We start from the raw sequence: 25038 nt of genomic DNA, 5'->3' as shown, positions 1-25038 counted from the left end.
AGCCGCGATGCCGACTTCAAGCCCCGCCATGCGAACAGATGCGCCGCGCTTCGCCTTTCCGGCGCTCGTGCTGGCCAATGTCTTTCTCGCGCTCGGCCCGACCTTCGTGCGCCTGGCGGATGTCGGGCCGGTGTCCGCCGCCTTCTGGCGACTCGCGCTGGCTTTGCCGGTTCTGGCCGCGCTGGCTTGGTCGGGCCTGCGCCGCCTGCCGCCGCGACCGGCGGAATGGGCGGCGATGCTGACGGCGGGCCTGCTGTTCGCGGGCGATCTGGCGGCATGGCATCTGGGCATATTGGATACGAAGATCGCCAATGCGACGCTGTTTGCCAACATGAGCGCGCTGCTGCTGCCGCTCTGGGCCCTGCTGGTGCTGCGCCAGCGGCCGGCCCGGCCGCAGGCGGCGGCATTGGTGCTGGCGGCGCTGGGCGCCGCGGCGCTGATGGGCGGCAGCTACGAATTGTCGGCCGCCTATCTGCACGGCGATCTTCTGTGCCTGCTCGCGGGGACATTCTATACCGCCTATCTGCTGATCGTGCAGGGCGCGCGGCGGCGGCTGGAAAGCTGGTCGGTGCTCGCCGTGTCCAGCATGGCGGGTGCCCCCGCCCTGCTGCTGTGTGCATGGGCCCTGGGCGAAACGGTGATGCCGGGCGACTGGACGCCCGTCGTCGCCCTCGCCCTTTCCAGCCAACTGGTAGGGCAGGGTTTGTTGACCTATGCGATGGGCTATTTCTCGCCGCTGGTGCTGGGCCTCAGCCTGCTGTTGCAACCGGCCATGGGCGCCTTGCTGGGCTGGCTGCTGTTCGGTGAATGGCTGACCGCGACCGACCTTGCCGGCACGATCGCGGTCGCGGTCGCGCTGGTGCTTGTGCGCCTGCCCGCGCGTGCCTAGACTGTCGGCATGACCGAGGATCTCACTCTGGACGAACTGCGCGCGACGCTGGCGCCGCTGTTGCCGCGCCACGCCGCGTTCGACGGCTGGCGTCCGCAGGCTGTGGACATGGCGGCGCGGGAACGGGGCATCGATCCCGACATCGCCCGGCTGGCCTTCGCCGACGGGGCGATGGGCATGATCGACGCCTGGTTCGCCGCCATCGACACGGCGATGCTGAACGCCGTCCCGGCCGCGATGCTGGACGGCCTGTCGGTTCGCCGCCGCATCCTGGCACTGGTCGAGGCGCGGCTGGACCTGCTGGCGCCGGAGCGGGAGGCGCTGCGCCGCGCGCTGGCGGTGCTGGCCATGCCGGTCAATGCGCGTCGCGCCGCCGCGCTGGGCTGGCGCGCGGCCGACACCATGTGGCGTGCCGCCGGCGATAGCGCCACCAGCTTTGCCCATTACAGCAAGCGCGCGACGCTCAGCGCGGTCTATGCCGCGACCCTGCTGGTCTTTCTGGACGACGAAAGCGCCGGACAGGCGGACAGCCGCGCCTTCCTGGCCCGACGGATAGAAGGCGTCATGCGGTTCGAAAAGTTCAAGGCCGGCGTGCGCAATGCGGGCGGTGGAGAGCGGCTCAGCCTGTCGCGCTTCATCGGGCGGTTGCGCTATCCGGCGGTGTGAACCGGCACGGAATCCACTGGCCATCCCCAATCAATATTGATAGTCACTCGCAGCAGACAGCCTGTGAGTGGAATATCGTTGCGCCTGACCGACCTGCCCCTGCGCCAGCCCGCCTATGTCGACATGATTGACTGGTCCGCCCTGTCTCCGGCGGAGGGCCAGCGGCTGCGCGAATTCGGCATGTGCGAAGGCGCCAGCGTAGAGGCGCTGCATCATGGCGGCCTGTGGGGGCGGGGGCCGATCGCCTGCAAGGTCGGGCGCATGACCATCGCCATGCGACGCGCCCATGCCGCCGCCATCGAAGTCCGCACCGGCGAAGTCCGCACCGGCGAGCAGGACGTGGCCGCATGAGCGGATTTCCGCTGGTCGCGCTGGTGGGCAATCCCAATGCGGGCAAGAGCGCGCTGTTCAACGCGCTGACCGGCGCGCGGCAGAAACTGGGCAATTATCCGGGCGTCACGGTGGAGCGAAAGGCGGGCCGCCTGTCGTTGGCGGACGGGCGGCCGGTCGAACTGGTCGATCTGCCCGGCACCTACAGCCTCAGCCCCGGCAGCCCGGACGAACAGGTGACGCGCGACGTGGTGCTGGGCCGGCAGGCGGGGGAAAAGCTGCCCGATGCGCTGGTCGTCGTCGTCGACGCGTCGAACCTCGATAATCATCTGCGGTTCGCGCTCGAACTCATCGCGTTGGGCCTGCCCACGGTGGTCGCGCTCAACATGGTGGATCTCGCCACGCGCGACGGGCTGGAACTGGACGCGGCGGTGCTCTCGCGCGAACTGGGCGTGCCGGTGATCCCGACGGTCGCGGTGCGGCGGCGCGGGCTCGACCATCTGCGCGACGCGCTGCAACAGGCGATGGACGGCGCGGGCGGCATGATCCGTCCTTCGGCGCCCGACCGGGATTTCGATGCGCTGCGGCTGGAGGCGCGCCGGGTCGCGCGTGCGGCCATCGTGCGGGAAACGCCGTCCCGCCGGCTGACGTCGGCGGTGGACCGGGTGCTGCTGCATCCGGTGGCCGGCTTCCTGATCCTGCTGGCGCTGCTGTTCGTGATGTTCCAGGCGGTGTTCAGCTGGGCCACGGCGCCCGCCGACCTTCTGGAAGGCTGGGTGACGGCGCTGGGCGAGGCGGTGACGGCGACCCTGCCGCCGGGACTGGTCCATGATTTCCTGTTGCAGGGCGTGGTCGGCGGGGTCGGCGCGGTGATCGTCTTCCTGCCGCAGATCCTGATCCTGTTCTTCTTCATCCTGATGCTGGAGGCGACCGGCTATATGGCGCGCGCCGCCTTCCTGATGGACGCGCTGATGGCGCGGGTGGGCCTGTCGGGCCGGGCGTTCATCCCGCTGCTCTCCTCCTTTGCCTGCGCGGTGCCGGGGATCATGGCGACGCGGACCATCGCGGACCCCAAGGACCGGCTGACCACGATCCTGATCGCGCCGCTGATGACCTGCTCCGCACGGCTGCCGGTCTATGGCCTGATCATCGCCGCCTTCATCCCGGCGCGGGATGTTTATGAGTTTGGGGGGGGCTGGGGCATCGGGCTGCAGGGGCTGGTGCTGTTCGCTCTCTATGTCAGCGGCATCGTCGGCGCGATGCTGGCGGCCTGGGCGCTGCGCCTGACCGTCACCAGGGGGCAGAGCGGCGGATTCCTGATGGAAATGCCGAAATATCAGTGGCCCCGGCCGCAGGACATCCTGATCGGCCTGTGGCAGCGCGCGGTGATCTTCCTGAAGCGCGCGGGGACCATCATCCTCGCCACCAACATCGTGCTGTGGGTGCTTGCCAGCTTCCCGCAGGCGCCCGAAGGCCGCAGCCAGGTGGAATATAGCATCGCCGGCCGGATCGCGTCCGGCATCCATGTGCTGGTGGCGCCGATCGGCTTCAATCGCGACATTTCGCTGGCGCTGCTGCCCACCATGGCCGCGCGCGAAGTCGCCGTGTCGGCGATCGCCACGGTCTATGCGATCGACGCGGGCGACGATGAGGATGCCGTCAGCCAGCAACTGGGCGACCGGCTGCAGGGCCGCTGGTCGCTGGCGACGGCGCTGGCCTTCCTCGCCTGGTTCGTGTTCGCGCCGCAGTGCATCTCCACCATCGCCGTCACCCGGCGTGAGACCAACGGCTGGAAGTGGCCGCTGTTCATGGTCGGCTATCTGTTCGTCCTTGCCTATGCCGCGGCCGGGCTAACTTACTGGACCGCGACCGCAGCGGGACTATAAGGGCCGATCAATTTATCGGAGGAATCATGGCAGGCTCGGTGAACAAGGTCATTCTGGTCGGCAATCTGGGCGCCGACCCGGAGGTCAAGAGCTTCCAGAATGGCGGCAAGGTGTGCAACATCCGCATCGCGACCTCCGAGACGTGGAAGGACCGCAATTCGGGCGAGCGCAAGGAGCGCACCGAATGGCACAGCGTCGCGATCTTTTCCGAGGGGCTGGCGGGCGTTGCCGAGCGCTATCTGCGCAAGGGCAGCAAGGTCTATGTCGAGGGGCAGTTGCGCACCCGCAAGTGGCAGGACCAGTCGGGCAATGACCGCTACACGACCGAAGTGGTGTTGCAGGGGCCCGGCGCGGTGCTGACCATGCTCGACGGCGCACCGGGCGGCGGCGGCCAGGGCGGCGGCCGGTCGCAGGGCGTCAGCGACTGGAGTGGCGGATCGAGCGGCTTTGGCGGCGGCGACTATGACGATTTCGGCGGCGGCCAGGGCGGTGGCGGCTTCAGCGGTGGCCGGTCGCAGGGCGGCGGATCGCGCGGCGGCGGCGCGGGCGGGCCCAATTTCGACAATGACCTGGACGACGAAGTGCCGTTCTGACGTCCGCTGAGCGATGGCTTTGACCATGCAGGACCTCGATGGCAGGCGCGCGCTGGTCACCGGCGCATCCTCCGGGCTTGGTCGGCACTTCGCCGCGCTCCTCGCGCAGCACGGGGTTGCCGTCACGCTGGCGGCGCGGCGCACGGATGCGCTGGACGAAGCGGCGGCGGAGATCGTCGCGCAGGGCGGCCGGGCCGACACTGTCCGGCTTGACGTGCGCGATCCCGCCACGATCGCGGCGGCATTCGCGGGGTCGGCCTATGACATTGTCGTCAACAATGCCGGCATCGTGCATGGCGGACCCACGATCGACGTTGCGGAAGACGACTGGACCCGGGTCATCGACACCGATCTGTCGGGCGTGTTCCGGGTGGCGCAGGCGGCGGCCGGCGCAATGGTCGCCGGCGGGCGCGGCGGCAGCATCGTCAACATCGCGTCGATCCTGGGCCTGCGCGTGACTTCCTACGTGGCGGCCTATGCGGCGGCCAAGGCGGGGGTGGTCCAGCTGACCCGTGCGCTGGCGCTGGAATGGGCGCCCCACGGCATCCGCGTCAACGCGCTGTGCCCCGGCTATGTCGAAACCGATCTGAACCGCGGTTTCCTGGCCAGCCGCGCGGGTCAGGCGATGATCGCGCGCATTCCGCAGGGGCGCGTCGGCATGGCGCAGGATCTGGACGGGCCGCTGCTGCTGCTGGCTTCCGACGCGGGGCGCTACATGACCGGCGCCGACATCGTGGTCGACGGCGGCCATATGGTGTCGGGTCTGTAGTTCGCCGCCGGACGCGGCGCCGTAGCGCCTATTGCGCCAGTTCGGCGGTGGCGAACCGGCGGATATGGTCGCCCAGGTCCTCGCGCTCCAGCGCGATCGCAAGGTTGGCCTCGATATAGCCCGCCTTGGACCCGCAATCGAACCGGCGCCCGTCGAACGTCACGCCATGGAAGGGCTGCGTGCCGATCAGCGCCGCCATGGCGTCGGTCAGCTGGATCTCGCCGCCCGCGCCCTTGTCCTGCGTTTGCAGGATGGTCATCACCTCGGGTTGCAGGATGTAGCGCCCCGGCACGATCAGGTTGGACGGCGCGGTGCCCAGCTTGGGCTTTTCGACCAGGCCCTTCACCTCCGTCAGCACGCCGTCGCGTGCGCCGGGATCGATGACGCCATAGCTGGGCGTGTCGGCCATCGGGATTTCCAGCGCGCACACCAGGTTGCCGCCAACCTGCTCATAGGCCTCGACCATCTGTTTCATGCAGCCCCGGCCCGGCCCGCCCTTCATGAACTCGTCGGGCAGCAGGATGGCGAAGGGCTCGTCGCCGATGATGTCGCGCGCCACCCAGATGGCGTGGCCCAGCCCCAGCGGCTCCTGCTGCCGCAGGAACACCGCATTGCCCGGCATCAGCCTCGTGCCGTCCAGGGCGGACAGGTCCTTGCCGCGCTCGCGCTGCGTGATCTCGGTCTCGAAGGCGATGTCGAAATAATCCTCGATCGCGCCCTTGCCGCGCCCCGTGACGAAGATCATCTGCTCGATCCCTGCCTCGCGCGCCTCGTCGACCGCATATTGGATCAACGGTCGGTCGACCACCGGCAGCAATTCCTTGGGCACCGCCTTGGTGGCAGGCAGGAATCGGGTGCCAAGGCCGGCAACCGGGAAAATGGCTTTGCGAATCGGCTTGTGGGACATGCTGCTCCATTCTCGCTGCGGCGCGGAAACTCGCGTCTGAAATCGCGGCGCCGACCGCAAAGGTCAAGCGTCGGCGGGAGCAATAATGCCTCAAACGGCCAATAGTCTCTGCGCGACCCCCTCCAGCGCGGCGATTTCTCCGTCCAGCTGGTCCAGCGAGACATGAATCCGGTTGTTGCGCGTGTCGCGGCAGGCGAAACCGCCGGGCTCGGGCTGCTGAAAGCCCTGGATGATCAGCGCGCGAAACCGGTCGATCCGCTGCATGTCGCGCTCGATGCCGGAAATTTCGGTCAGGGCGCTCGCGTTGCGGCGGTCGCGCATGGCGACCATGGTGCGCAATTCGGTCATCAGCTTGGTCATGCTGGGCCTGGTGCGCGCGCCTACGGTGCGCACGTCGCCCATGGCCTCGCGCAACAGGCTGATCTTGGCCTCCAGGCTCTGTTCCAGCATGGTCCAGGCGCAGATCAGCCGCCCGACGGAACAGAGCAGCGCCGCGTCCTCCGGCGCATATCCCGAAACCGGTTTTACATTTATGTCAGATACCAGATGTATGCCCACGCCCCGAAAGCTCCTTCTTTCCGGAACCTTGCATGGTTAAGCGGGCGCGAGGCCATAGCCGCGACCGCCTTCTCCCCGCAATGCGGGCACGGACCGGCGGCAGTCGTGCAAAAAGGGCGGCGAGCGGTGATCGCGCGCCGGCGGGCGTCCGGCGTCAGAAGTCGATCGCGATGCCCTTGCGCTCCCAGTCGCCATAGCGGACGGGACTCAGCTCCTCGTCATGGCGGGACGGCCGGTCGACCGGGTCGGGCCGGGGCACCGGCGGGCTCTTGGACAGGTGCGCGGGCGGTTTCACATGCGCGGGCCGCTTGCCGTTGTACGTTCCCATGGGCCGTGTCGCCTTTCGATTGCGGGGCGCGCTGCGCCACCCCATATTCATAGCCTGTCCGCTATCTGGGCGGCGAAGGAGCGAAACGCAAGTGAACGGGATCAAGACGACCATGCTGCTGGCGGCGCTGACGGCGCTGTTCATGGCGCTGGGCTATACGCTGGGCGGCGGCGGCGGTGCCATCGTCGCGCTGCTGGTGGCGGCGGGCATGAACCTCTTCACCTTCTGGAACGCCGACCGGATCGTGCTGTCCATGCACAATGCGCGACAGGTCGACGCCCGCAGCGCGCCGGAATTCCACCGGCTGGTGCAGGACCTGTCCCAGCGCGCCGGCCTGCCGATGCCGCGCGTCTATCTGATCGACCAGGATGCGCCCAATGCCTTCGCCACGGGGCGTGATCCCGACCATGCGGCGGTCGCCGCGACCACCGGCCTGCTGGCGATGCTCAGCCGGGACGAGGTGGCGGGCGTGATGGCGCACGAACTGGGCCATGTGAAGAATCGCGACACGCTGATCATGACGATGGTCGCGACCATCGCGGGCGCGGTGTCGATGCTGGCCAATTTCGGCCTCTTCTTCCGCGGCGGCCATGGCGACAACGGCCATGGCAACATCGTCGCGACCCTGCTCGCGGTCATCGTCGCGCCGTTCGCCGCGATGATCGTCCAGATGGCGATCAGTCGCACCCGCGAATATGGCGCCGATCGCGCCGGTGCCGAAATCAGCGGCAATCCGCGCGCGCTGGCCAGCGCGCTGGCGAAGATTTCAGGCCGGGCGCTGCACGTCCCCAACCCTGTGGCGCAACGCAATCCCGCCGCCGCGCAGCTATATATCGTGCCGACGCACGTCAGCGAACTCTTCTCCACCCACCCGGCCACGGAAAAGCGCATCGCCGCGCTGGAGGACATCGCCGTCGGCATGGGCGCGCCGGTCCTGCCGCCGGCGTCTGCGCGCATCTCCGCGCTCGCGCCGGTCGCCGCGCCCGACCGGCCCCGCCGCAGCGCGCTCGATCCGAACCGGCGCTGACGCGCGCGATGGACGAACTGGGGGAGGTCGTGATCGATGTCGCGGGTGCCGTCCTCCGCCATGCCGGTGGCTATGTCGTCGACGTCACCGTCGACCATATATTTTCGCGCCATACGGCCCGGTTCTTCCACGGCGTCGGGCGACGGACCATTGCCGTCGGCACTTTGGGACGCGTGCGCGTCGCATCGTCGCTGCGCACGGTGCCGCGCGGCATGGCGGCGCGCCCGCGCCGGTCCGACTGGCTGGCCCTGTGGGTCGGCATCCTGGTCTGGACGGCCGCCTTCCTGGCCATCGGTGTCGGGGGCAGCCTCCTCCTCCTTTACGGATGACCGCGCGCCGCAAAGCGCGTAGGGGCCTGCCATGGCCCGACCTGCACCCCGTCCCGACGATCCCCCCGGCCTTCCCGCGCGCAGGGCGGCGCTCCGGCTGCTGGATGCGGTCTTGCGCCGGGGCGAACCGCTCGAACTGGCGTTGCACGGCGCGGGGCAGGGCCTGCCTACGGCCGATCGCGCGCTGGTCCACGCGATCGTGGCGGAAGTGCTGCGTCACCTGCCCGATCTCGATGCGCTGATCGACGGCGCGACACGGCAGCGCCTGCCCGACGATGCCAAGGCGCGGATGGTGCTGCGCCTCGCGCTGGCGCAGGCCCTGCGCATGGGCACGCCCGCCCACGCGGCGATCGCCACCGCCCTGCCGCTGGTGGACGGTGGCCCGCGCAAGCTGGTCCATGGCGTGTTCGGCACGGTGACGCGCGCGGCGCCCGTGCTGCCCGATCCGCCGACGCTTCCGGCCGATGTGGCGGACCGCTGGGCGGGGCAATGGGGCGAAGCGATGGTGCAGGCCGCGGCCGCCGCCTTCGCCGCGCGCCCGCCCGTCGACATCAGCCTGCGCGCGGTGGACGAAACCGGGCATTGGGCAGGGGCGCTCGGGGGCCAGTCCTTCGCGCCGGGTCATGTCCGCCTGCCGACCGGTCCCGATCAGGGCGGCGCTGCCGTTCCGGACCTGCCCGGCTTTGCCGATGGCGCCTGGTGGGTGCAGGACATCGCCGCCTCCTGCGCGGCGCGCCTGTTGGGGCCGGGACAGGCGCGCGCCGTGCTCGACCTGTGCGCCGCGCCGGGCGGAAAGACGATGCAGCTCGCCGCCGCCGGATGGCGGGTGACGGCGGTCGACCAGTCGAAGAAGAGGCTGGAGCGGCTGAGCCAGAATCTCGCGCGCACCGGCCTCGATGCGCGCGTGGTGCAGGCCGACCTGCGCCAATGGCAACCCGATGCGCCGGTCGACGCGATCCTGCTCGACGCGCCCTGTTCGGCGACCGGCATCTATCGCCGCCATCCCGACGTGCTGCACCGCATCGGTCCGCGCCAGATCGCGGAGCTGGCGGACTTGCAGGCATTGCTGCTGGCGCGGGCGGCGGACTGGCTGAGCCCGGGCGGCCGCATCGTCTACGCCACCTGTTCGCTGGAACGGGCGGAGGGGGAGGATCAGGTCGCGGCCTTTCTGTCGGCACGCCCCGATTTCACTCTGGTTCCCGCCGACCCGGCGGTGCTGCCGGCCGGCTTCGCGCCCGATGCCCGCGGCTGGTTGCGCAGCCAGCCCGACATGCTGGCGGACCGGGGCGGCATCGACGGCTTTTTTATCGCGACGCTTGTCAGGCACGCCAACTAAGCCTTAACCATGACGCTCCTACAACGATGCCGGAATTTTTCTGGCGAGGATATGTGGTGCGCCCGGTCGAACCCCTGCCGCTGAATCATAGCTGGCCGCTCTGCGACCTGAGCGATCATCTTGCGCCGGTCGCGCTGGATACGTCGCTGGCCCGCAACGACGCGGCGCTTGCCGAACGGGGACTGGGCCTGTGGCATTGCACGCTCGCCGACAATGCCCTGCAATGGACCGCCGGCGTCTACGATATTTTCGGGCTGGATCGCGACGCCGCGGTATCGCGCGATCTCGCCGTTTCGCTCTACGCGCCGGAATCGCGGGCGCCGATGGAACGACTGCGCGCTTATGCCATCCGGCACAAGCGCGGCTTCACGCTGGATGTGGACATTGACCGGATGGATGGCGACGGCCGCTGTGCCATGCGGCTGATCTGCGCCCCGGTGCTCGATCGCGCCGGCCAGGTGGTGGCGCTGCAAGGGGTCAAGCAATTGCTGCTGCCCGGTACGCCGCCTTCCCGCCGGCTCGACCCGACAATCTTCGTCATGCTCTGAACGCGGCGCGCGAATCGCCGTTGCCCTGCGGCGCGGGGGTGGTTAAGGCGAACGGTCAATGACCCGTTCCACACTCATTTCGCCCTCCATCCTCTCCGCCGACTTCGCCCGCCTGGGTGAGGAGGTTCGCGCCATCGACGAAGCGGGATGCGACTGGATTCACATCGATGTGATGGACGGCCATTTCGTGCCCAACATCACGATCGGCCCCGCCGTGGTCAAGGCATTGCGCCCGCACACGAAAAAGCCGTTCGACGTCCATCTGATGATCTCGCCGGTGGACCAGTATCTCGATGCCTTCGCGGCGGCCGGCGCGGACATCATCACCGTCCATCCCGAAGCGGGACCGCATATCCACCGCACCGTCCAGCATATCAAATCGCTGGGCGTGCGGGCGGGCGTGGTGCTCAATCCCGGCACGCCGGCCAAGATGCTCGACTATCTGATCGACGACGTCGACCTGGTCCTGGTGATGAGCGTCAATCCCGGCTTCGGCGGCCAGAGCTTCATTGAAAACCAGCTTCGCAAGATCGAGGCGATCCGCAAGATGATCGACAAGGTGGGGCGGGACATCCATCTTCAGGTGGACGGCGGCATCGATATGACGACCGCCCCCCGGGCCATCGCGGCGGGCGCCGACGTGCTGGTGGCGGGTACGGCGACCTTCCGCGGCGGGCCGTCCGCCTACGCCGACAATATCCGGGCGCTGCGGGGCGGGTGACGGAGCATCGGCGCATCCCGGCCCGCCCGGCCGCCGAACCCGCCGCGCAGGTGGAAGGCGACGGGATTGAACAGGGCAAGCGGCTCATCCGTGTCGCGGATGACAAGGGCTTGTCGCTGACGCAGAAGATCGCGCATCATTTCTATCTGCTCAGCTGGAAAACGCCGATTCACGGGCGCAAGCTGCGCGGCAAATATCCGCTCAAACTGCTCGCCGTGCCGGACGACGCCATTCCCGGCGACGGCCGCGCGGGCGCGGCGATGCGCGCGGGCTACATGCTGTTTCGCGGGCAGAAACAGGCGCTCGACACGCTGGATTTCGCCCGGCTGGACGTCGCGCCCGCCTTTGCCGACCATCTGCACGAATTTCGCTGGCTGCGCGATCTGGCCGGCGCGGCGCCGCGCGATCAGGCGGCGCCGATCGCCGAAGCGGTCATGCGCAAATGGCTGGCGGTCCATGCCGAAACCCCCAGCGAACCGGCGTGGCGGGTCGACAATGCGGGCTGGCGCCTGCTGTTCTGGACCGCGCACGCGCCGCTGATCCTGTCGTCCAGCGATCTTGTCTATCGTTCGCTGGTGCTCAACTGCATCGCCCGGACCGCCCGTCATCTCGACCGGGGCGCGGACAAGGCGCCGATGGGCCTGTCGCGCATCGTGGGCTGGTGCGGCATCATCGCGGCCGGGCTGTTGATCCCCGGCGGGGACTCGCGCCGGGCGTTCGGCGAGGCGGGGCTTCGGCGCGCGATCGACAGCGGCTTCCATCCAGACGGTGGTATCGTGTCGCGATCGCCGCTCGCGCAGCTGGAATCGGTGATGGCACTCGCCATGCTGGCGGCGGTCTATGACGTCCGCCGTCAGGCCGCGCCCGCTTTCCTGGACGAATGCATGGGCCGCGCGGTTGCCGCGCTGCTGGGCCTCGTCCACGGCGACGGCGGCCTTGGCAGCTGGCAGGGCGCCGCCGCCATCGCACCGCAGATGGTCGATGCGGTGGTGCGGGCCAGCCGGGTGCGGACCCGTCCGCTGCGGCAGGCGCGCGACTGGGGGTATCAGCGGATAGCGGCCGGCCCGACCGTGGTTCAGGTCGACGCCGCGCCGCCGCCCGTCGCGCGGCTGGCGGCGGCGGGCTGCGCCTCCACCGGCGCGCTGGAAATCAGCGACGGCGCGCACCGGATGGTCGTCAATTGCGGCGGCGCGGCGCTGGAGGGCGCCTGGATTTCCGGGGATCTGGCGCAGGGACTGCGCACAACGGCGGCGCACAGCACGCTGGTGCTCGACGACTGCAATTCCACCGCGCTGCTGCCGGACGGCACGCTGGGGCGCGGCGTGACGGAGGTCGAGCTCAACCGGCAGGAGCTGGAAAATGGCAGCCGGCTGGAACTCAGCCATGACGGCTATGTCCGCCGCATGGGCTATGTTCATCGCCGCCTGCTGCTGGTGAGCGGCGACGGCAGGGAAATTCGCGGGGAGGACATGCTGACCCCCGCCGAGCGCCGCCGCAAGCCGGGCAGGAAGCCGGTCCAGGTGCGGTTTCATCTGGCACCCGGGGTCGAACCCACGCTGACCGCCGACAATCAGGGGGCATTGCTGCGCATCGACCTCGGCGCGCTGTGGCAGTTCCGCACCGGCACCGGCGTGCTCGGCGTCGAGGACAGCCTTTGGGTCGACCCCGACGGCCGCCCGCATCCCACCCGGCAGCTTGTCGTCACCGCAGAGGCGCTGCCCGGCGGCTCCAGCATCGGCTGGATCTTCAAGCGGATGGGCTAGGCGGCCGGGTGCCGCCCCGGTCGATTATCCCTCACCCTATATTCACCATTATCGGCTAGCGCCGGGCCATGATCTTGTCGGCATCATGGCGCAGTCTGGGATCGATCGATCCCGCGCGGCTGCGGCGCATCGCGCGCCTCTGGTGCATCGTCGCGGGCATTCTGGCCCTGCTGTACCTGGGGCGACAGCTTTCCTGCGGGATGACCGATGGCATGGGCCACCCTTTCGGGGAGGATTTCATCAATTTCTGGTCGGGCGCGCGGCTGGCCGCGACGGGCCGGGTCGACATCATCTATGATCTGGCCCGGTTCCACGCCTTCGAAACGCAGGTCGCGGGCGCGCCGATCGACCTCTATCATTACAGCTATCCGCCGGTCATGTGGCTGCTCAGCGCACCGCTGGGGCTGGTGCCCTATCCGCTCGCCTGGGCGCTTTGGCAGGGGACGGGGTGGACCGCCTTCGCGCTGGCGATGCGGCGGCTGTCGCCCCGCCACGGCCTGGTTGCGGCGGCCGCCCTGCCGGCGGTGCTGATCAACTTCCTCGGCGGCCAGAACGGCTGCTGGACCGCCGCCATGCTGGGCTGGGGACTGATCCTGCTGCGCGATCGCCCCCGGCTGGCGGGGGCCATACTGGCGTTGTTCGTGGCAAAGCCGCAATTGGGCTGGCTGATCCCGCTGGCGCTGCTGGCCGGGCGACAATATCGCGCGCTCGCCGCCTTCGTCCTGACCGCCGCCCTGCTGCTGGCGGCGACGCTGCCCCTGTTCGGGCCGGACGCGTGGATTGCCTATGCGCGGCAGGGGGCGATGCTGAAGGAGGTGATCCTGGAACAGGGCAGCGGCACCTGGCACCGGATGCTGTCCGTTTTCGTGCTGGTGCGGCATCTGGGCGCGCCGGTGGCCTGGGCCTATGCGGCGCAGGCGCTGGCCAGCGGCGCTGTCGCCATCATGGTGGCACGGCTGTGGCGTTCGGAAGGCCCGACCCCGCGCGCCTGTGCGGCCCTTGCCACGGGTGTGCTCGCCGGGTCGCTCTATGTCAGCGACTATGATTGCGTCATGGCCGGCCTTGCCGCGCTGTGGCTTTGGCCGGCGGCCGGTCCGGACCTGCGCGGGCGGATCGCGCTGGCGACGCTCACCCCGCTGGTGGCCGCACCGGCCGCCCTGGCGAGCGGGATCGCGCTGGGGGCGGGGATGCTCTGGCCGATGCTGCTCGGGGCTGTATTTTTGCCGCGCGGGGCCGTAAGGGGCTGACGCAAAGCCGTCCCGCCCCTTGCGAAGAAAGCCCGTTTCCATGACCGACGTGACCATAAAGCGCGCACTCCTGTCCGTGTCCGACAAGTCGGGCCTTGTCGAACTGGGCCGGGCGCTGGGGGACCATGGCGTGGAACTGGTGTCGACCGGCGGCACGGCCAAGGCACTGCGCGACGCGGGCCTCGCCGTGAAGGATATTTCCGATCTGACCGGCTTTCCCGAAATGATGGACGGCCGCGTCAAGACGCTGCATCCCAAGGTCCATGGCGGCCTGCTCGCCGTGCGCGACAATGCCGAGCATGTGGCCTCGATGGTCGAGCACGACATCGGCGCGATCGACCTCGTCGTCGTCAACCTCTATCCCTTCGCCGCGACCGTCGCCAAGGGCGCGGGGCGGGACGAGATCATCGAGAATATCGATATCGGCGGCCCGTCCATGGTCCGCTCCGCCGCCAAGAATCACGAAAGCGTTGCGATCGTCACCGACCCGGCCGACTATGCCCGCCTGATCGCGGAGATGGCGGAAAAGAACGGCGCGACCAGCTACGACTTCCGCCGGATGCTGGCGGCCAAGGCCTATGCCGCGACCGCCGCCTATGATTCGATGATCGCCAGCTGGTTCGCCTTCGCCGATCAGGGCGCGATGTTCCCCGACACGCTGGCGGTTTCGTCCACCCTGGGCACGACGCTGCGCTACGGCGAAAATCCGCACCAGTCCGCCGCGCTCTATCTGCCCATGGGGCCGACCGCCAACGGCATCGCCCAGGCGCGGCAGGTCCAGGGCAAGGAACTGAGCTACAATAATTACAACGATGCCGACGCGGCGCTGGAACTGGTCAGCGAATTTCGCAACGGCCCGCCGACCGTGGTCATCGTCAAGCACGCCAATCCGTGCGGCGTTGCCACCGGCGATACGCTGATAGAGGCATATGAGGCGGCACTGGCCTGCGACAGCGTGTCGGCCTTCGGCGGCATCATCGCCGTCAATCGGCCGCTGGACGGCCCCACCGCCGAAGCGATCAGCGGCATCTTCACCGAAGTCGTCGCCGCACCCGACGCCGACGACGCCGCGCGCGCGATCTTCGCGAAAAAGAAGAATCTCCGCCTGCTGCTGACCGGCGACCTGCCCGATCCCGCGCGCCCGGGGCTACAGATCAAGACCATCGCGGGCGGATTGCTGGTGCAGGGCCGCGACAATGGCCAGGTCGCGCTGGATGCGCTCAAGGTCGTCACCAAGCGCGCGCCGACCGAACAGGAACTCAAGGACTGCCTGTTCGCCTGGACCGTGGCCAAGCATGTGAAGTCCAACGCCATCGTCTATGCCCGCGACGGCAGCACGGCGGGCGTTGGCGCGGGCCAGATGAACCGCCTGGAATCCGCGCGCATCGCCGCGTGGAAGGCAAAGGATGCCGCCGAAAAGGCGGGGTGGGCAGAGCCGCGCACCATCGGTTCGGCGGTCGCGTCCGACGCATTCTTCCCCTTTGCCGACGGGCTGCTGGCCGCGGTGGAAGCTGGCGCCACGGCGGTGATCCAGCCGGGCGGATCGATCCGGGACGAAGAAGTCGTCGCCGCCGCCGACGAAGCGGGCCTCGCGATGGTCTTCACCGGGATGCGCCATTTCCGGCACTGACATGCCGGACCTTTCCGCCGCTCCGCCCGTTGAAAGGGCAGGAACGGAAAGGAGAGAGACATGCTCAACAGGATAGTGATCGCCGCCGGTGCCGTCGCGCTGGCGCTGCCCATGGCCGCCCCCGTGCAGGCGCAGGTCGACGGGCTGACCGTCACCGCCCGCCCCGGCGCGCCTGAAGTGCGGGCGAAGCTTGTCAGGCTGGGCGACCTCGATCTGCGCAGCGATCGCGGCGTGCGCGTCGCCGATGCCCGCATCCGTCGCGCAGCCGAAGATGTCTGCGGCGTGGGCCGCATGAACGGCAGCGTGATCCGCGCCGGGGAAAGTCGCTGCTACGCCGACGCCTTCGGCAGGGCGCGGGTCGATCTCAACGGTGCGATTTCGGATCAGCGCCTGGGCTGATGCCTGCGGGGAGCGCGCAGCAGGCAGCGCTCCCTTCCTTTCGCAACTGCGAAAGCCCGGAAATCCGCCACTTTTCGTGAAGTGGCCTCTTTTCAAAACATGCTGCAAGGCCTATCTAGTGCGGGACCCGACGTCCACGTCAGGCGCAGGGCATAAAAGAGAATATTGTTCGACAGGAGTATGAGAGGATGACCAAGAACGCGCTGGTGGCTCTGGCCGCCACGATGGCCTTTGCCCTGCCCGGAGTGGCGAGCGCCGGCAGCAACGACATGGACGTGATCGTCGACGGCAGCACGGGCGCCGAAACGCGCACCATTGCGGTCCAGCTTGGCGATCTGAACCTTGCCACCGACAAGGGCCTGAAACGGGCCGATTATCGTCTGGTTCGCGCTTCCAAGGAAGTGTGCGGCTTCGTCAACGGCTCCATCCTGCCGGTGACGGACGATTACCGGGCCTGCTACGGCTCGGCGATCGAAGGCGCGCGGACCGATCTCGACGCGCTGGCCCGGCGCAGCTGAACCGGAACATGCCTTCCCCCACGAAGGGGACTGCAGGGGGTCGCCTCGCGCAAGCGGGGCGGCCCTTTTCCGTGTCGTCTGCGTGGCAATGATTACCCGGCATTAACCACTCCTTAGAGGATTTCCTTCACTCCCGACGCCACGAAGGATCAATTCGGGGGAAAATGCCAGTCATGCCGCGTACCGACCGACATGTGGACGTCGCCATCATCGGGGCGGGGCCGGCCGGGCTGACCGCCGCCTATCTGCTGACGAAGCAGGGCTACCGCGTCACCGTGATCGAAAAGGACCCGGTCTATGTCGGCGGCATCAGCCGGACGGTGGAAGTCGGCGGCTTTCGCTTCGACATCGGCGGGCATCGGTTCTTTTCCAAGAGCCAGCAGGTCGTCGACCTGTGGAACGAGATATTGCCGGACGACTTCATCCAGCGCCCGCGCATGAGCCGCATCTATTATGAGGGCAAATTCTACAGCTATCCGCTGCGCGCGTTCGAGGCGTTGTGGAATCTCGGCGTCTGGCGGTCCGCCTTGTGCATGGCGAGTTTCGCCAAGGCAAAGCTGTTCCCGAACCGCAATGTCCGCTCCTTCCAGGACTGGACCGTCAACGCCTTCGGGCACCGGCTTTTCTCGATCTTCTTCAAGACCTACACCGAAAAGGTATGGGGCATGCCGTGCGACGAGATGTCGGCCGACTGGGCGGCGCAGCGCATCAAGGGCCTGTCGCTCTGGGGCGCGGTGGTCGACGGCCTGAAGCGCAGCCTGGGCCTCAACAAACGGCCAAATGACGGCATGGCGACCAAGACCCTGCTGGAAAGCTTCCGCTATCCGCGCCTTGGCCCCGGCATGATGTGGGATGCCGCGCGCGACCATGTGCTGGCCGGCGGCAATCATGTGCTGATGGCGCACAGCTTCAAGCGGCTGGAACAGGACCAGGGCACCGGTCGCTGGCGCCTGATGGCCGAATCGCCCGAAGGGGACGTCGTGATCAATGCGGAACATGTGATCAGTTCCGCGCCGATGCGCGAACTGGCCGGCCGCATCCATCCGCTTCCCGACACGCTGCCGGCGGCGATGGACCTCAAATATCGCGACTTCCTGACCGTTGCCCTGATGGTGAAGGGGCAGGATATCTTCCCGGACAACTGGATCTACATCCACGATCCCAAGGTGCAGGTCGGCCGCATCCAGAATTTCCGCAGCTGGTCGCCCGAAATGGTGCCCGATCCCAGCCTTGCCTGCGTGGGCCTGGAATATTTCTGCTTCGAAGGCGACGGGCTGTGGGCCTCGGACGACGCCGATCTCATCGCGCTCGCCACGAAGGAAATGGCCATGCTGGGCCTGTGCGATCCGGTCGATGTGGTCGGCGGCGCGGTAGTGCGCCAGGAAAAGGCCTATCCCGTCTATGACGACGCCTATGCCGCCAATGTGCTGGCGATGCGCACCGAGCTGGAGGCCCGCTATCCCACGCTCCACATGGTCGGCCGCAACGGCATGCACCGCTATAACAACCAGGATCATGCGATGATGACGGCGATGCTGACCGTGCGCAACATCGTCGCGGGCGCGCGCGTCCACGACGTGTGGAGCGTCAACGAGGATGCCGAATATCATGAGGCGGGCGAGGAAGGGCAGGATGCCGACGCCCAGGCCGCACTGGGCAGCGTGCGCGGCGTGCCGTCGCGCCTGAAGGCTGCCTGATCCCGTGGTGAAGCGGCTGCGTGCCGCCTGTGCGCGGGCCGTTCGCCCGACGTTCGCCCGCTATCTGCTGGCCAGCATCTGCGCGCTGTCCAGCGACATGGCGGTTTTCCTGCTGCTGGACCGGATGGGGTCGGCGCCCATGCTGGCCGCCTTCGGCGGCTATGCGGCGGGTCTCGTCGTCCATTGGGCCATCAGCATCCGCTACGTGTTCGATACCGGCGCCGGGCCGACCCATGCGCAGCGCGCCGGCTTCGTCGCCACCGCGCTGCTGGGCATGGGCATCACCCTGGCCATGGTCGGCGGGCTCAGCGCCGTCGGCCTGGCTCCGCCGGTCGCCAAGCTCCTGTCGGTGCCCGTCAGCTTCCTGACCGTCTATGCGATCCGCAAATATGGCGTATTCGCCCGCGCCTGAACCGCGCCGCGCCACCTTGTGGGCGCTGCTCGCCTGGGCGGCGTGCGCGGGCGTCATGCTGTGGCTGTTCCGGGCGGACTATGCGACGCTGGGCTTTCGCGATCCCGACGATGCCATGCGGTTGGCGCAGGTGCGCGACTGGATCGGCGGCCAGTCCTTCTGGGACGTCAGCCAGCACCGGGTGAACCCGCCCGCAGGCGGCCCGATGCACTGGTCGCGGATCGTCGACATGCCGATTGCGGGCCTGATCCTGCTGCTGCGGCCGCTGCTGGGTGCCGGGCCGGCGGAATTGCTGGCCATCGCCCTTGTGCCCCTGTTGCTGCTGGGCGGGCTGACCGGCGCGCTGTTCCTCGCGGCGCGGCGGATCGCGGGGACGGCAACGGCCTTGCTCGCCGTCATGTTGCTGCTGACCGCGCCCAGCATCCTCGTCCAGTTCACGCCGCTGCGCATCGACCATCATGGCTGGCAGATCATGCTGGCCGCGCTGGCGCTGGCGGGCGCGATGGACGCGCGCGCGCTGCGCGGCGGCATCGTCGCGGGGCTGGCGCTGATGCTGTGGCTTCAGATTTCCAGCGAGGCGTTGCCCTATGCCGCGCTGTTCGCCGCCGCCTTCGCACTGCGCCAATGGATCGACCGCGCGGAAGCGCCGCGCTTCATCGGCTATGCGGCGACGCTGGGGGGCGGGGCGCTGCTGCTGCTTGTCATCCTGCGCGGCCAGATGGCGCTGGTCGCGCGGCAGTGCGACGCCCTGTCCTTCATCTATGTCTGGCCGCTGGTGGCCATGGCGTGCGCCACCCCGGTCGCCGCGCGCCTCGTCGGCACGCAGGGCGCAGGGCGCCGTTTCCTCGTCGCCGGGGTCGGCGGCGGTGCGGCGGCGCTGGCGTTCCTGCTGACCGGAGGGGCGTGCCTGACGGGCGACCCGTTCGCCGCGCTCGGCCCGGTCGCCTATCGCCTCTGGTATCTTCAGGTCATGGAGGGGCGCCCGATCTGGGAACAGAGCCTGTCGCTGCGCGGCGTCATCCTGCTGCCCGCATTGCTGGGACTGGGGGCCAGCCTCATGGCCGCGCGCGCGGCGCGGGGGGCGGCCCGCATGCGCTGGCTGACGCTGGCGCTGCTGCTGCTCGGCGCGACCGCGGTGTCGCTCCTGGTCATGCGGGCCTTGTCCGTCGCCCATGTCTTCGCCCTGCCGGGGATCGCCTGGCTGCTTCTCCTGCTGCTCGGAAAGGCGCAGCGTTCCATCCTCGCGCCCGTGCGGGTGCTGGGCACCGTGACGCTTGTGCTGCTGACGCCGGCAGGCCTGTGCGCCGCCTGGGTCGCCATCGCGGCGAAGCCGGAACCCGCCCGGCAGGCCAGCGCCAATTGCCGCGCCGCCGCCGTGCTGGCGCCGCTGCGGGCGCTGCCGCCCGCGACGCTGTTCGCGCCGATCGATCTTGGCCCCGACATATTGGTCCAGACGCGCCACCGCGTCGTCGCGACCGCCCATCACCGCAATGCCGCCGGCATCACCGCCGTCATCGAAGGCTTCGTCGACGCCCCGCCCGCCGCGCGTGCCGTCATCGGCCGGACCAGCGCGGCCTATGTCGTGACCTGCGACGGTCTCACCGAAATGCGGCTCTATGCCGACGCCGACCGCCAGGGGCTGGCGGCGATGCTCGCGCGGGGGCGGGTTCCGGGCTGGCTGGAGCCGCTGCCGGGCCGGGGCCCGCTGCGCCTCTACCGCATCAGGCCGGAATGAAGGCCATCGCCACGCCGTTCATGCAGTAACGCTTGCCGGTCGGCTTTGGCCCGTCGTCGAACACATGGCCCAGATGCCCCCCGCAGCGCGCGCAATGGACCTCGGTGCGGGGATAGCCGATGGAAAAGTCCCGCCTCGTCCCCACCGCCCCGGCCAGCGGTGCCCAGAAACTGGGCCATCCGGTGCCGCTGTCGAACTTGGTCCTGGAACTGAACAGCTTCTGGTCGCACCCGGCACAGGCGAAGATGCCGGCGCGATGCTCGTCGTTGAGCGGGCTGGTGAAGGGATGCTCGGTCGCCTCCTGCCGCAACACCTTGTAGGCCCAGGGGCTCAGCTTCTTCTTCCACTGCGCGTCGGTCAGGGCATAGGGATAGGCAGCCTCCGCCTCGCCCGGCAGAAACTGCCAGAGTGCCAGCGCCGCCGCGCCCGTAGCCATGCCGCCAAGGAAATGTCGTCTGTCCATGTGCGCCGTCCTAGCGCGGTCAGCCTGTCGTCGGCCTGAACAGCCGGCGCCACCAGCGTCCGCCCGATTGCATCACATGACGCCGGAACAGCAGTACGCCCACGCGGATGATCAGCGCCACGAAGGCCGCCTGCCACACGATCGCCACCAGATGCGGCCACACCGCCCCGTCCTGCGCCGCCCGCACGATCATCGCGAAGGGCGAACTCCAGGGGAAGATGCAGGCGGCGATCTCGGCCGGCGATCCCATATGGTCCACGGCATAGCTGGCGAAGAAGAAGATCAGCATCTGCCCCATGGTGATGGGCATGTTCAGCGTCTGCACCTCGCGCACCGTCGTCGCCTGCGCGCCGATCCCCAGGAACAGCGACCCCAGCAGCGTATAGGCCATGGCGAAATAGACGATCGCCAGCAGCAGGAAGAGGGGCCACCCCACCGCCGGCGCGGGCAGGTTCGCCACCCCGTCGCCCAGCATGATCAGCAGCAGCAGCGCGGTCCCGCCCCAGAACAGGATGCCCACGAAACTCATCGCCAGCATCGCCATCAGCTTGCCCAGGAATATCGCGTCGATCGGCACCGCCGCTGCCAGTATCTCTATAATCTTATTGGTTTTTTCCTCGACCAGATTGGACAGGATCATACCCGCCAGCAAAATGGTGAGAAAAAACATCACCACTTGCGCGATCCGGCCGATGACCAGTTGCCCCTGGGCTTGCGCGCCGTGGCTGGTCGCCACCTCCTGCCGGTCCACCGCCACGAAGCGCAGCGACCGTTCGGCCAGCGCCGCCGATGCCAGCAGGCTGACGTCGCCCTGCAAATGGTCCAGATCCTCCGCCTTGCCGGTCAGCACCGGATGGGCAAGCGATCCGGACAGGATCGCCACCACCGCCGAATCCGGCCGTGCCAGCTGCGCGCGCGGGTCGGGCGCGCGCGGCACCGGCCGCAGATGCGGCAGCGCCTGGTCGCCCATCCGCTGGGTCAGCCCGTCGCGGGCGCGCTCGATCGCGCCATTGTCGGCCGCCGACATGGCGATGCCCACCACCGGGCGCAGGTCGGTGCTGGAAATCTTGCTGCCCAGCCCGCCGAAGGCGAAGCCGATCAGGATCGGCAGCAGCGGGCCGAGCAGGAACAGGATGAAGGTGCGCGACAGCACGACGGCGGTGAAATCCCGCCGCGCGATGACGAAGGCGGCGCGCCACAAATGCCTCATGCCGCATCCTCCGTCCGGTCGGGCCGGTCGTCCCGCATCTGCCGTGCCACCGCCGCTCCGGCGATGGCGACGAAGGCGTCGTGCAGGCCGGGCCGCTCGATCGACAGGCTTTCTATCCCCGCCTGCCCGTCGATCAGCGCGCGCAGCAGCGGTTCGATGCCTTCGTCCGGCAGGGCGAAATGCCATGTCCCGTCCTCGGTCGTCGCGTCGGGCGGCAACGCGCCGCGCCAGCCCCCGTCCGCCGCCCGCGTGCGCAGCCGCACCTGCGCGCGCAGCCGGTCGCGCGCGTGCGCGGGCGTCCCTTCGAAATGGATGCGCCCGCCCGCGACGATGGCGATGCGCTCGCACAGACGATCGGCGTGGGCGATGACATGCGTGGAAAATAATATGGTGACGCCCTTGCGCGCCTGTTCGCGGATCAGCGCTTCCAGTTTTTCCTGGTTGATCGCGTCCAGCCCGGAAAAGGGTTCGTCCAGTACGATCAGGCGCGGTTCGTGCACGATGGTGCCGAACAATTGCACCGTCTGGGCCATGCCCTTGGACAATTGGCGGATGGGCTTGTCGATGGCCGCGCCCAGGCCGTGCCCCTCCAGCATCGCCTTGGCCCGTCGCCGTCCCTCGGCCAGCGGCAGTCCGCGCAGCGCGCCCATGAACGCGATCGCCTCGAACGCCTTCATCGACGGATAGAGCCCGCGTTCCTCGGGCAGATAGCCGACATTGGGCGCCATCCTCAGCGGGGCGGCATCGCCCAGCAGGCGGCGCTCTCCCTCATCGGGGTCGATTATGCCCAGCAGGGTGCGCAGCAATGTCGTCTTGCCCGCGCCATTGGGGCCCAGGATGCCATATATGGCGCCGACGGGCACGGCGATGTCGATGCCGTCGACGGCGCGAAAGCGGCCGAACGTCTTGACAAGGCCATGGCCTTCCACGGCATAGGGTTGGTGAGGGGCGGAAGCAGGGGCCTGGGTGTCGCCGATCATTCCGTCCTGATAGTCTGGACACGTGCCCGTGCCTATAGAAACATTGGAACAGCGCCTGAAGGCGCAGGCGCTGCGGCTGGGCTTTGCCGCTTGCCGCATCGCGCCTGCGGACGTCGCGCCGCGCGCGAGCGAACGGCTGCGCGCCTGGCTCGATGCCGGCCATCATGGCGACATGCTCTGGATGGAGGACCGCGCCGACCAGCGGGGATCGCCGGCGGGGCTGTGGCCCGACGTGCGCAGCGTCGTGATGCTGGGGATGAGCTATGCGCCGGGACGCGACCCGCTGGCGCTGGCGGACGTGCCGGACCGCGCGCGCTTTTCCGTCTACGCGCAGGGCAGGGACTATCATGATGTCGTCAAGAAGGGGTTGAAGGCGCTGGCCCGCTGGCTGGTCGAGCAACAGGCGGCAAGCCTCAAGGTCTTTGTCGATACCGCTCCCGTCATGGAAAAGCCGCTTGCCGCGGGCGCGGGTCTCGGCTGGCAGGGCAAGCACAGCAATCTCGTCAGCCGCGACCATGGCAGCTGGCTCTTCCTGGGCGCCATCTACACCGAACTTGTCCTGACGCCCGACGCGCCGGAGGTCGACCATTGCGGCAGTTGCACCGCCTGCCAGGCCGCCTGTCCGACCGACGCCTTTCCCGCGCCCTATGTCGTCGACGCGCGGCGCTGCATCTCCTACCTCACGATCGAACATAAGGGGCCGATCCCGCAGGATCTGCGCGCGGGCATCGGCAACCGCGTCTATGGCTGCGACGATTGCCTCGCCGTCTGCCCCTGGAACAAGTTTGCCGACGCGGCGGCGGCCAACCGCGCCTTTGTCGGCCGTGCCGAACTCGCTGCGCCACGGATCGGCGACCTGCTCGCCCTCGACGACGCCGCCTTTCGCGAGATTTTCTCCGGTTCGCCGATCAAGCGGATCGGGCGTAACCGGCTGGTCCGCAACGCCGCCGTCGCGGCCGGCAACAGCGGCGACGCGTCGCTGCGCGCGCGGCTGGAACCGCTGACCCGCGACGACGACCCGGTCGTGGCGGAAGCGGCGTCATGGGCGATGGCCCGGCTGCCGGGGTGAAGGCCACGCCCCCGCCCGTTCCGCGCGCGCGACCCCCGGCCCTGGACCTGGCCGGCGGAGCCGCCCCTAGAACTGGTCGGCGATGTCCATCAGGCCCAGCAGCTTCCTGGGCGCGACCTGCCGCCAGCTCGCGCGCAGGCGGTCGGCGATATGGTCCCAGTCGGTATCGCCCAGGTCCAGGCGGATGCCGACCCAGCCGTCGCCGAAATAGGCGGGGCGGTAATAGCGGTCCGGATCGGCCTCGATCAGGGTTGCCTGCTCGTCCGGTGCGGTCGTCTTGACCAGCAGGGCGATGATGCCGTCGCCGTGATGGCCCCTGGTGAAATAGCCGAACTTCTTGCCCTTGACGATGCCGAAACAGGGCATGCCGTGGGACAGGATCTCGTCCGCCTGCGGCAGGGCCAGTGCCAGTTCGCGCACCCGGTTCAGCAGCCAGTCGGGCTCGCGCTCGCGGGTGACATAGTCGGCCAGCGCGCGGGAATAGAGCTGATGCTCGGCGATCAGGACGCGCGCGGCCAGACTGTCGGGCGTGTCGCCGGGCTGGATCGCGACCGGCGTCCGGGCCAGCACCGGCCCGTCGTCCAGCGCGGCGGTGACGACATGGACCGAACATCCGCCATGGCTGTCGCCCGCCTCGATCGCGCGCCGATGCGTGTCCAGCCCCTTGTAGAGCGGCAGCAGGCTGGGGTGGATGTTGAGCATCCGTCCTTCCCATCCCGCGACGAAGGGCGCGGGCAGGATGCGCATGAACCCGGCCAGCGCGACGAAGGACGCGCCCGCCCGGCGCAGCGCCAGATCCAGTGCGTCGAAGAACTGCGCCTTCTCCGTCGCCTTCGGGCGGGGAAAGCCGATCGTGGCGATCCCCTCCGCCTCGGCCAGTTTCAGGCCCGGCGCGTCGGGATTGTCGGCCGCGACCAGCACGATCTCATAGGGGCAGCGTTCGGCCTTCGCCGCGTAGAGCAGCGCGGCCATGTTCGACCCCCGCCCGGAAATCAGAACGCCGACTTTTGCCCTGGCCATTGTCCAAC

Annotated in this window: 27 protein-coding genes; 20 read left to right on the top strand and 7 right to left on the bottom strand. The window is 68.8% G+C overall.

Annotated features, from left to right (window positions below; genetic code table 11):
• Nucleotides 1-7: 7 nt before the first annotated feature.
• The 6 genes from J3E64_RS08215 to J3E64_RS08190 all read left to right on the top strand — a co-directional run bounded on the left by J3E64_RS08215 (nt 8) and on the right by J3E64_RS08190 (nt 5133).
• Nucleotides 8-889 carry a DMT family transporter gene (locus J3E64_RS08215; RefSeq protein WP_253341914.1) on the top strand — a complete coding sequence of 294 codons (882 nt, stop codon included), beginning with the start codon at nt 8-10 and terminating at the stop codon, nt 887-889.
• 9 nt (nt 890-898) lie between these two features.
• Nucleotides 899-1555, top strand: a complete 657-nt coding sequence (locus tag J3E64_RS08210) for a COQ9 family protein (protein WP_253341912.1) — start codon at nt 899-901, stop codon at nt 1553-1555.
• A gap of 78 nt (nt 1556-1633) precedes the next feature.
• A complete protein-coding gene (locus tag J3E64_RS08205) occupies nt 1634-1906 on the top strand; it encodes a FeoA family protein (RefSeq protein ID WP_253342331.1) in 273 nt (90 codons plus the stop codon).
• Nucleotides 1903-3771: a ferrous iron transporter B gene (locus J3E64_RS08200; RefSeq protein WP_253341910.1), complete on the top strand. Its 1869-nt coding sequence runs from the start codon at nt 1903-1905 to the stop codon at nt 3769-3771. Before J3E64_RS08205 ends, J3E64_RS08200 begins: the two co-directional genes overlap by 4 nt.
• Nucleotides 3772-3797: 26 nt before the next feature.
• Nucleotides 3798-4364 (top strand): single-stranded DNA-binding protein, encoded by a 567-nt coding sequence (ssb, locus tag J3E64_RS08195; protein WP_301287184.1) that lies wholly within the window; start codon nt 3798-3800, stop codon nt 4362-4364.
• Nucleotides 4365-4389: 25 nt separating this feature from the next.
• Nucleotides 4390-5133 carry an SDR family NAD(P)-dependent oxidoreductase gene (locus J3E64_RS08190; protein WP_253341908.1) on the top strand — a complete coding sequence of 248 codons (744 nt, stop codon included), beginning with the start codon at nt 4390-4392 and terminating at the stop codon, nt 5131-5133.
• Nucleotides 5134-5161: 28 nt separating this feature from the next.
• Here J3E64_RS08190 and J3E64_RS08185 read toward each other — a convergent pair whose 3' ends face one another.
• The 3 genes from J3E64_RS08185 to J3E64_RS08175 form a co-directional block, all read right to left on the bottom strand.
• The gene (locus tag J3E64_RS08185; protein WP_253341906.1) at nt 5162-6040 is read right to left on the bottom strand and encodes a UTP--glucose-1-phosphate uridylyltransferase; all 879 of its coding nucleotides are present in this window, start codon (nt 6038-6040) and stop codon (nt 5162-5164) included.
• Nucleotides 6041-6130: 90 nt separating this feature from the next.
• The gene (locus tag J3E64_RS08180; RefSeq protein WP_253342327.1) at nt 6131-6592 is read right to left on the bottom strand and encodes a hypothetical protein; all 462 of its coding nucleotides are present in this window, start codon (nt 6590-6592) and stop codon (nt 6131-6133) included.
• A gap of 160 nt (nt 6593-6752) precedes the next feature.
• Complete coding sequence (locus J3E64_RS08175; RefSeq protein ID WP_253341904.1) at nt 6753-6926, bottom strand: DUF1674 domain-containing protein; 174 nt, start codon at nt 6924-6926, stop codon at nt 6753-6755.
• A gap of 91 nt (nt 6927-7017) precedes the next feature.
• Between J3E64_RS08175 and htpX the strand changes: the two genes are divergently transcribed.
• The 13 genes from htpX to J3E64_RS08110 all read left to right on the top strand — a co-directional run bounded on the left by htpX (nt 7018) and on the right by J3E64_RS08110 (nt 20288).
• Entirely contained in the window at nt 7018-7953 is a 936-nt protein-coding gene (gene htpX, locus J3E64_RS08170; RefSeq protein WP_253341902.1) for a zinc metalloprotease HtpX, read from the top strand.
• Nucleotides 7954-7961: 8 nt separating this feature from the next.
• Nucleotides 7962-8282, top strand: a complete 321-nt coding sequence (locus tag J3E64_RS08165; protein WP_253341900.1) for a hypothetical protein — start codon at nt 7962-7964, stop codon at nt 8280-8282.
• Nucleotides 8283-8313: 31 nt separating this feature from the next.
• Nucleotides 8314-9618 (top strand): RsmB/NOP family class I SAM-dependent RNA methyltransferase, encoded by a 1305-nt coding sequence (locus J3E64_RS08160; RefSeq protein WP_253341898.1) that lies wholly within the window; start codon nt 8314-8316, stop codon nt 9616-9618.
• A gap of 56 nt (nt 9619-9674) precedes the next feature.
• A complete protein-coding gene (locus J3E64_RS08155; protein WP_253342325.1) occupies nt 9675-10166 on the top strand; it encodes a diguanylate cyclase in 492 nt (163 codons plus the stop codon).
• 58 nt (nt 10167-10224) lie between these two features.
• Nucleotides 10225-10887, top strand: a complete 663-nt coding sequence (gene rpe, locus J3E64_RS08150; protein WP_253341896.1) for a ribulose-phosphate 3-epimerase — start codon at nt 10225-10227, stop codon at nt 10885-10887.
• Between the two features lie 14 nt (nt 10888-10901).
• A complete protein-coding gene (locus J3E64_RS08145) occupies nt 10902-12650 on the top strand; it encodes a heparinase II/III family protein (protein WP_253342323.1) in 1749 nt (582 codons plus the stop codon).
• Nucleotides 12651-12718: 68 nt separating this feature from the next.
• Nucleotides 12719-13897: a glycosyltransferase family 87 protein gene (locus J3E64_RS08140; RefSeq protein WP_253341894.1), complete on the top strand. Its 1179-nt coding sequence runs from the start codon at nt 12719-12721 to the stop codon at nt 13895-13897.
• Between the two features lie 40 nt (nt 13898-13937).
• On the top strand, nt 13938-15527 hold the full coding sequence (gene purH / locus J3E64_RS08135; protein WP_253341892.1) for a bifunctional phosphoribosylaminoimidazolecarboxamide formyltransferase/IMP cyclohydrolase: 1590 nt from the start codon (nt 13938-13940) through the stop codon (nt 15525-15527).
• A gap of 60 nt (nt 15528-15587) precedes the next feature.
• Complete coding sequence (locus tag J3E64_RS08130; RefSeq protein WP_253341890.1) at nt 15588-15926, top strand: UrcA family protein; 339 nt, start codon at nt 15588-15590, stop codon at nt 15924-15926.
• Nucleotides 15927-16114: 188 nt separating this feature from the next.
• Nucleotides 16115-16444 (top strand): UrcA family protein, encoded by a 330-nt coding sequence (locus J3E64_RS08125; RefSeq protein ID WP_253341888.1) that lies wholly within the window; start codon nt 16115-16117, stop codon nt 16442-16444.
• A 173-nt stretch (nt 16445-16617) separates the two neighbouring features.
• A complete protein-coding gene (locus J3E64_RS08120) occupies nt 16618-18141 on the top strand; it encodes an NAD(P)/FAD-dependent oxidoreductase (protein WP_253341887.1) in 1524 nt (507 codons plus the stop codon).
• 4 nt (nt 18142-18145) lie between these two features.
• Complete coding sequence (locus J3E64_RS08115) at nt 18146-18553, top strand: GtrA family protein (RefSeq protein WP_253341885.1); 408 nt, start codon at nt 18146-18148, stop codon at nt 18551-18553.
• Nucleotides 18531-20288, top strand: coding sequence for a hypothetical protein (locus tag J3E64_RS08110; RefSeq protein ID WP_253341883.1), 1758 nt, complete (start codon nt 18531-18533; stop codon nt 20286-20288). Before J3E64_RS08115 ends, J3E64_RS08110 begins: the two co-directional genes overlap by 23 nt.
• Here the strand turns inward: J3E64_RS08110 and msrB are convergent.
• The 3 genes from msrB to J3E64_RS08095 are packed head-to-tail and all read right to left on the bottom strand — an operon-like array spanning nt 20275 to nt 22941.
• Nucleotides 20275-20751: a peptide-methionine (R)-S-oxide reductase MsrB gene (msrB, locus tag J3E64_RS08105; protein WP_253341881.1), complete on the bottom strand. Its 477-nt coding sequence runs from the start codon at nt 20749-20751 to the stop codon at nt 20275-20277. The genes J3E64_RS08110 and msrB overlap by 14 nt on opposite strands.
• Before the next feature lie 19 nt (nt 20752-20770).
• Complete coding sequence (locus J3E64_RS08100; RefSeq protein ID WP_253341879.1) at nt 20771-21961, bottom strand: ABC transporter permease; 1191 nt, start codon at nt 21959-21961, stop codon at nt 20771-20773.
• Nucleotides 21958-22941, bottom strand: a complete 984-nt coding sequence (locus J3E64_RS08095) for an ABC transporter ATP-binding protein (RefSeq protein WP_253341877.1) — start codon at nt 22939-22941, stop codon at nt 21958-21960. The genes J3E64_RS08100 and J3E64_RS08095 overlap by 4 nt, the downstream gene beginning before the upstream one ends.
• 43 nt (nt 22942-22984) lie before the next feature.
• Here J3E64_RS08095 and queG point away from each other — a divergent pair, with 43 nt between their 5' ends.
• On the top strand, nt 22985-24010 hold the full coding sequence (gene queG, locus J3E64_RS08090) for a tRNA epoxyqueuosine(34) reductase QueG (protein ID WP_253342321.1): 1026 nt from the start codon (nt 22985-22987) through the stop codon (nt 24008-24010).
• Nucleotides 24011-24076: 66 nt separating this feature from the next.
• On the opposite strand, the gene purN is transcribed toward queG, so the two are convergent.
• A complete protein-coding gene (gene purN, locus J3E64_RS08085; protein WP_253341875.1) occupies nt 24077-25030 on the bottom strand; it encodes a phosphoribosylglycinamide formyltransferase in 954 nt (317 codons plus the stop codon).
• Nucleotides 25031-25038: the final 8 nt, after the last annotated feature.

Source organism: Sphingobium sp. OAS761, assembly GCF_024168485.1.
Lineage (GTDB): Bacteria > Pseudomonadota > Alphaproteobacteria > Sphingomonadales > Sphingomonadaceae > Sphingobium.
This window is presented reverse-complemented; position numbering and strand designations above follow the sequence as displayed.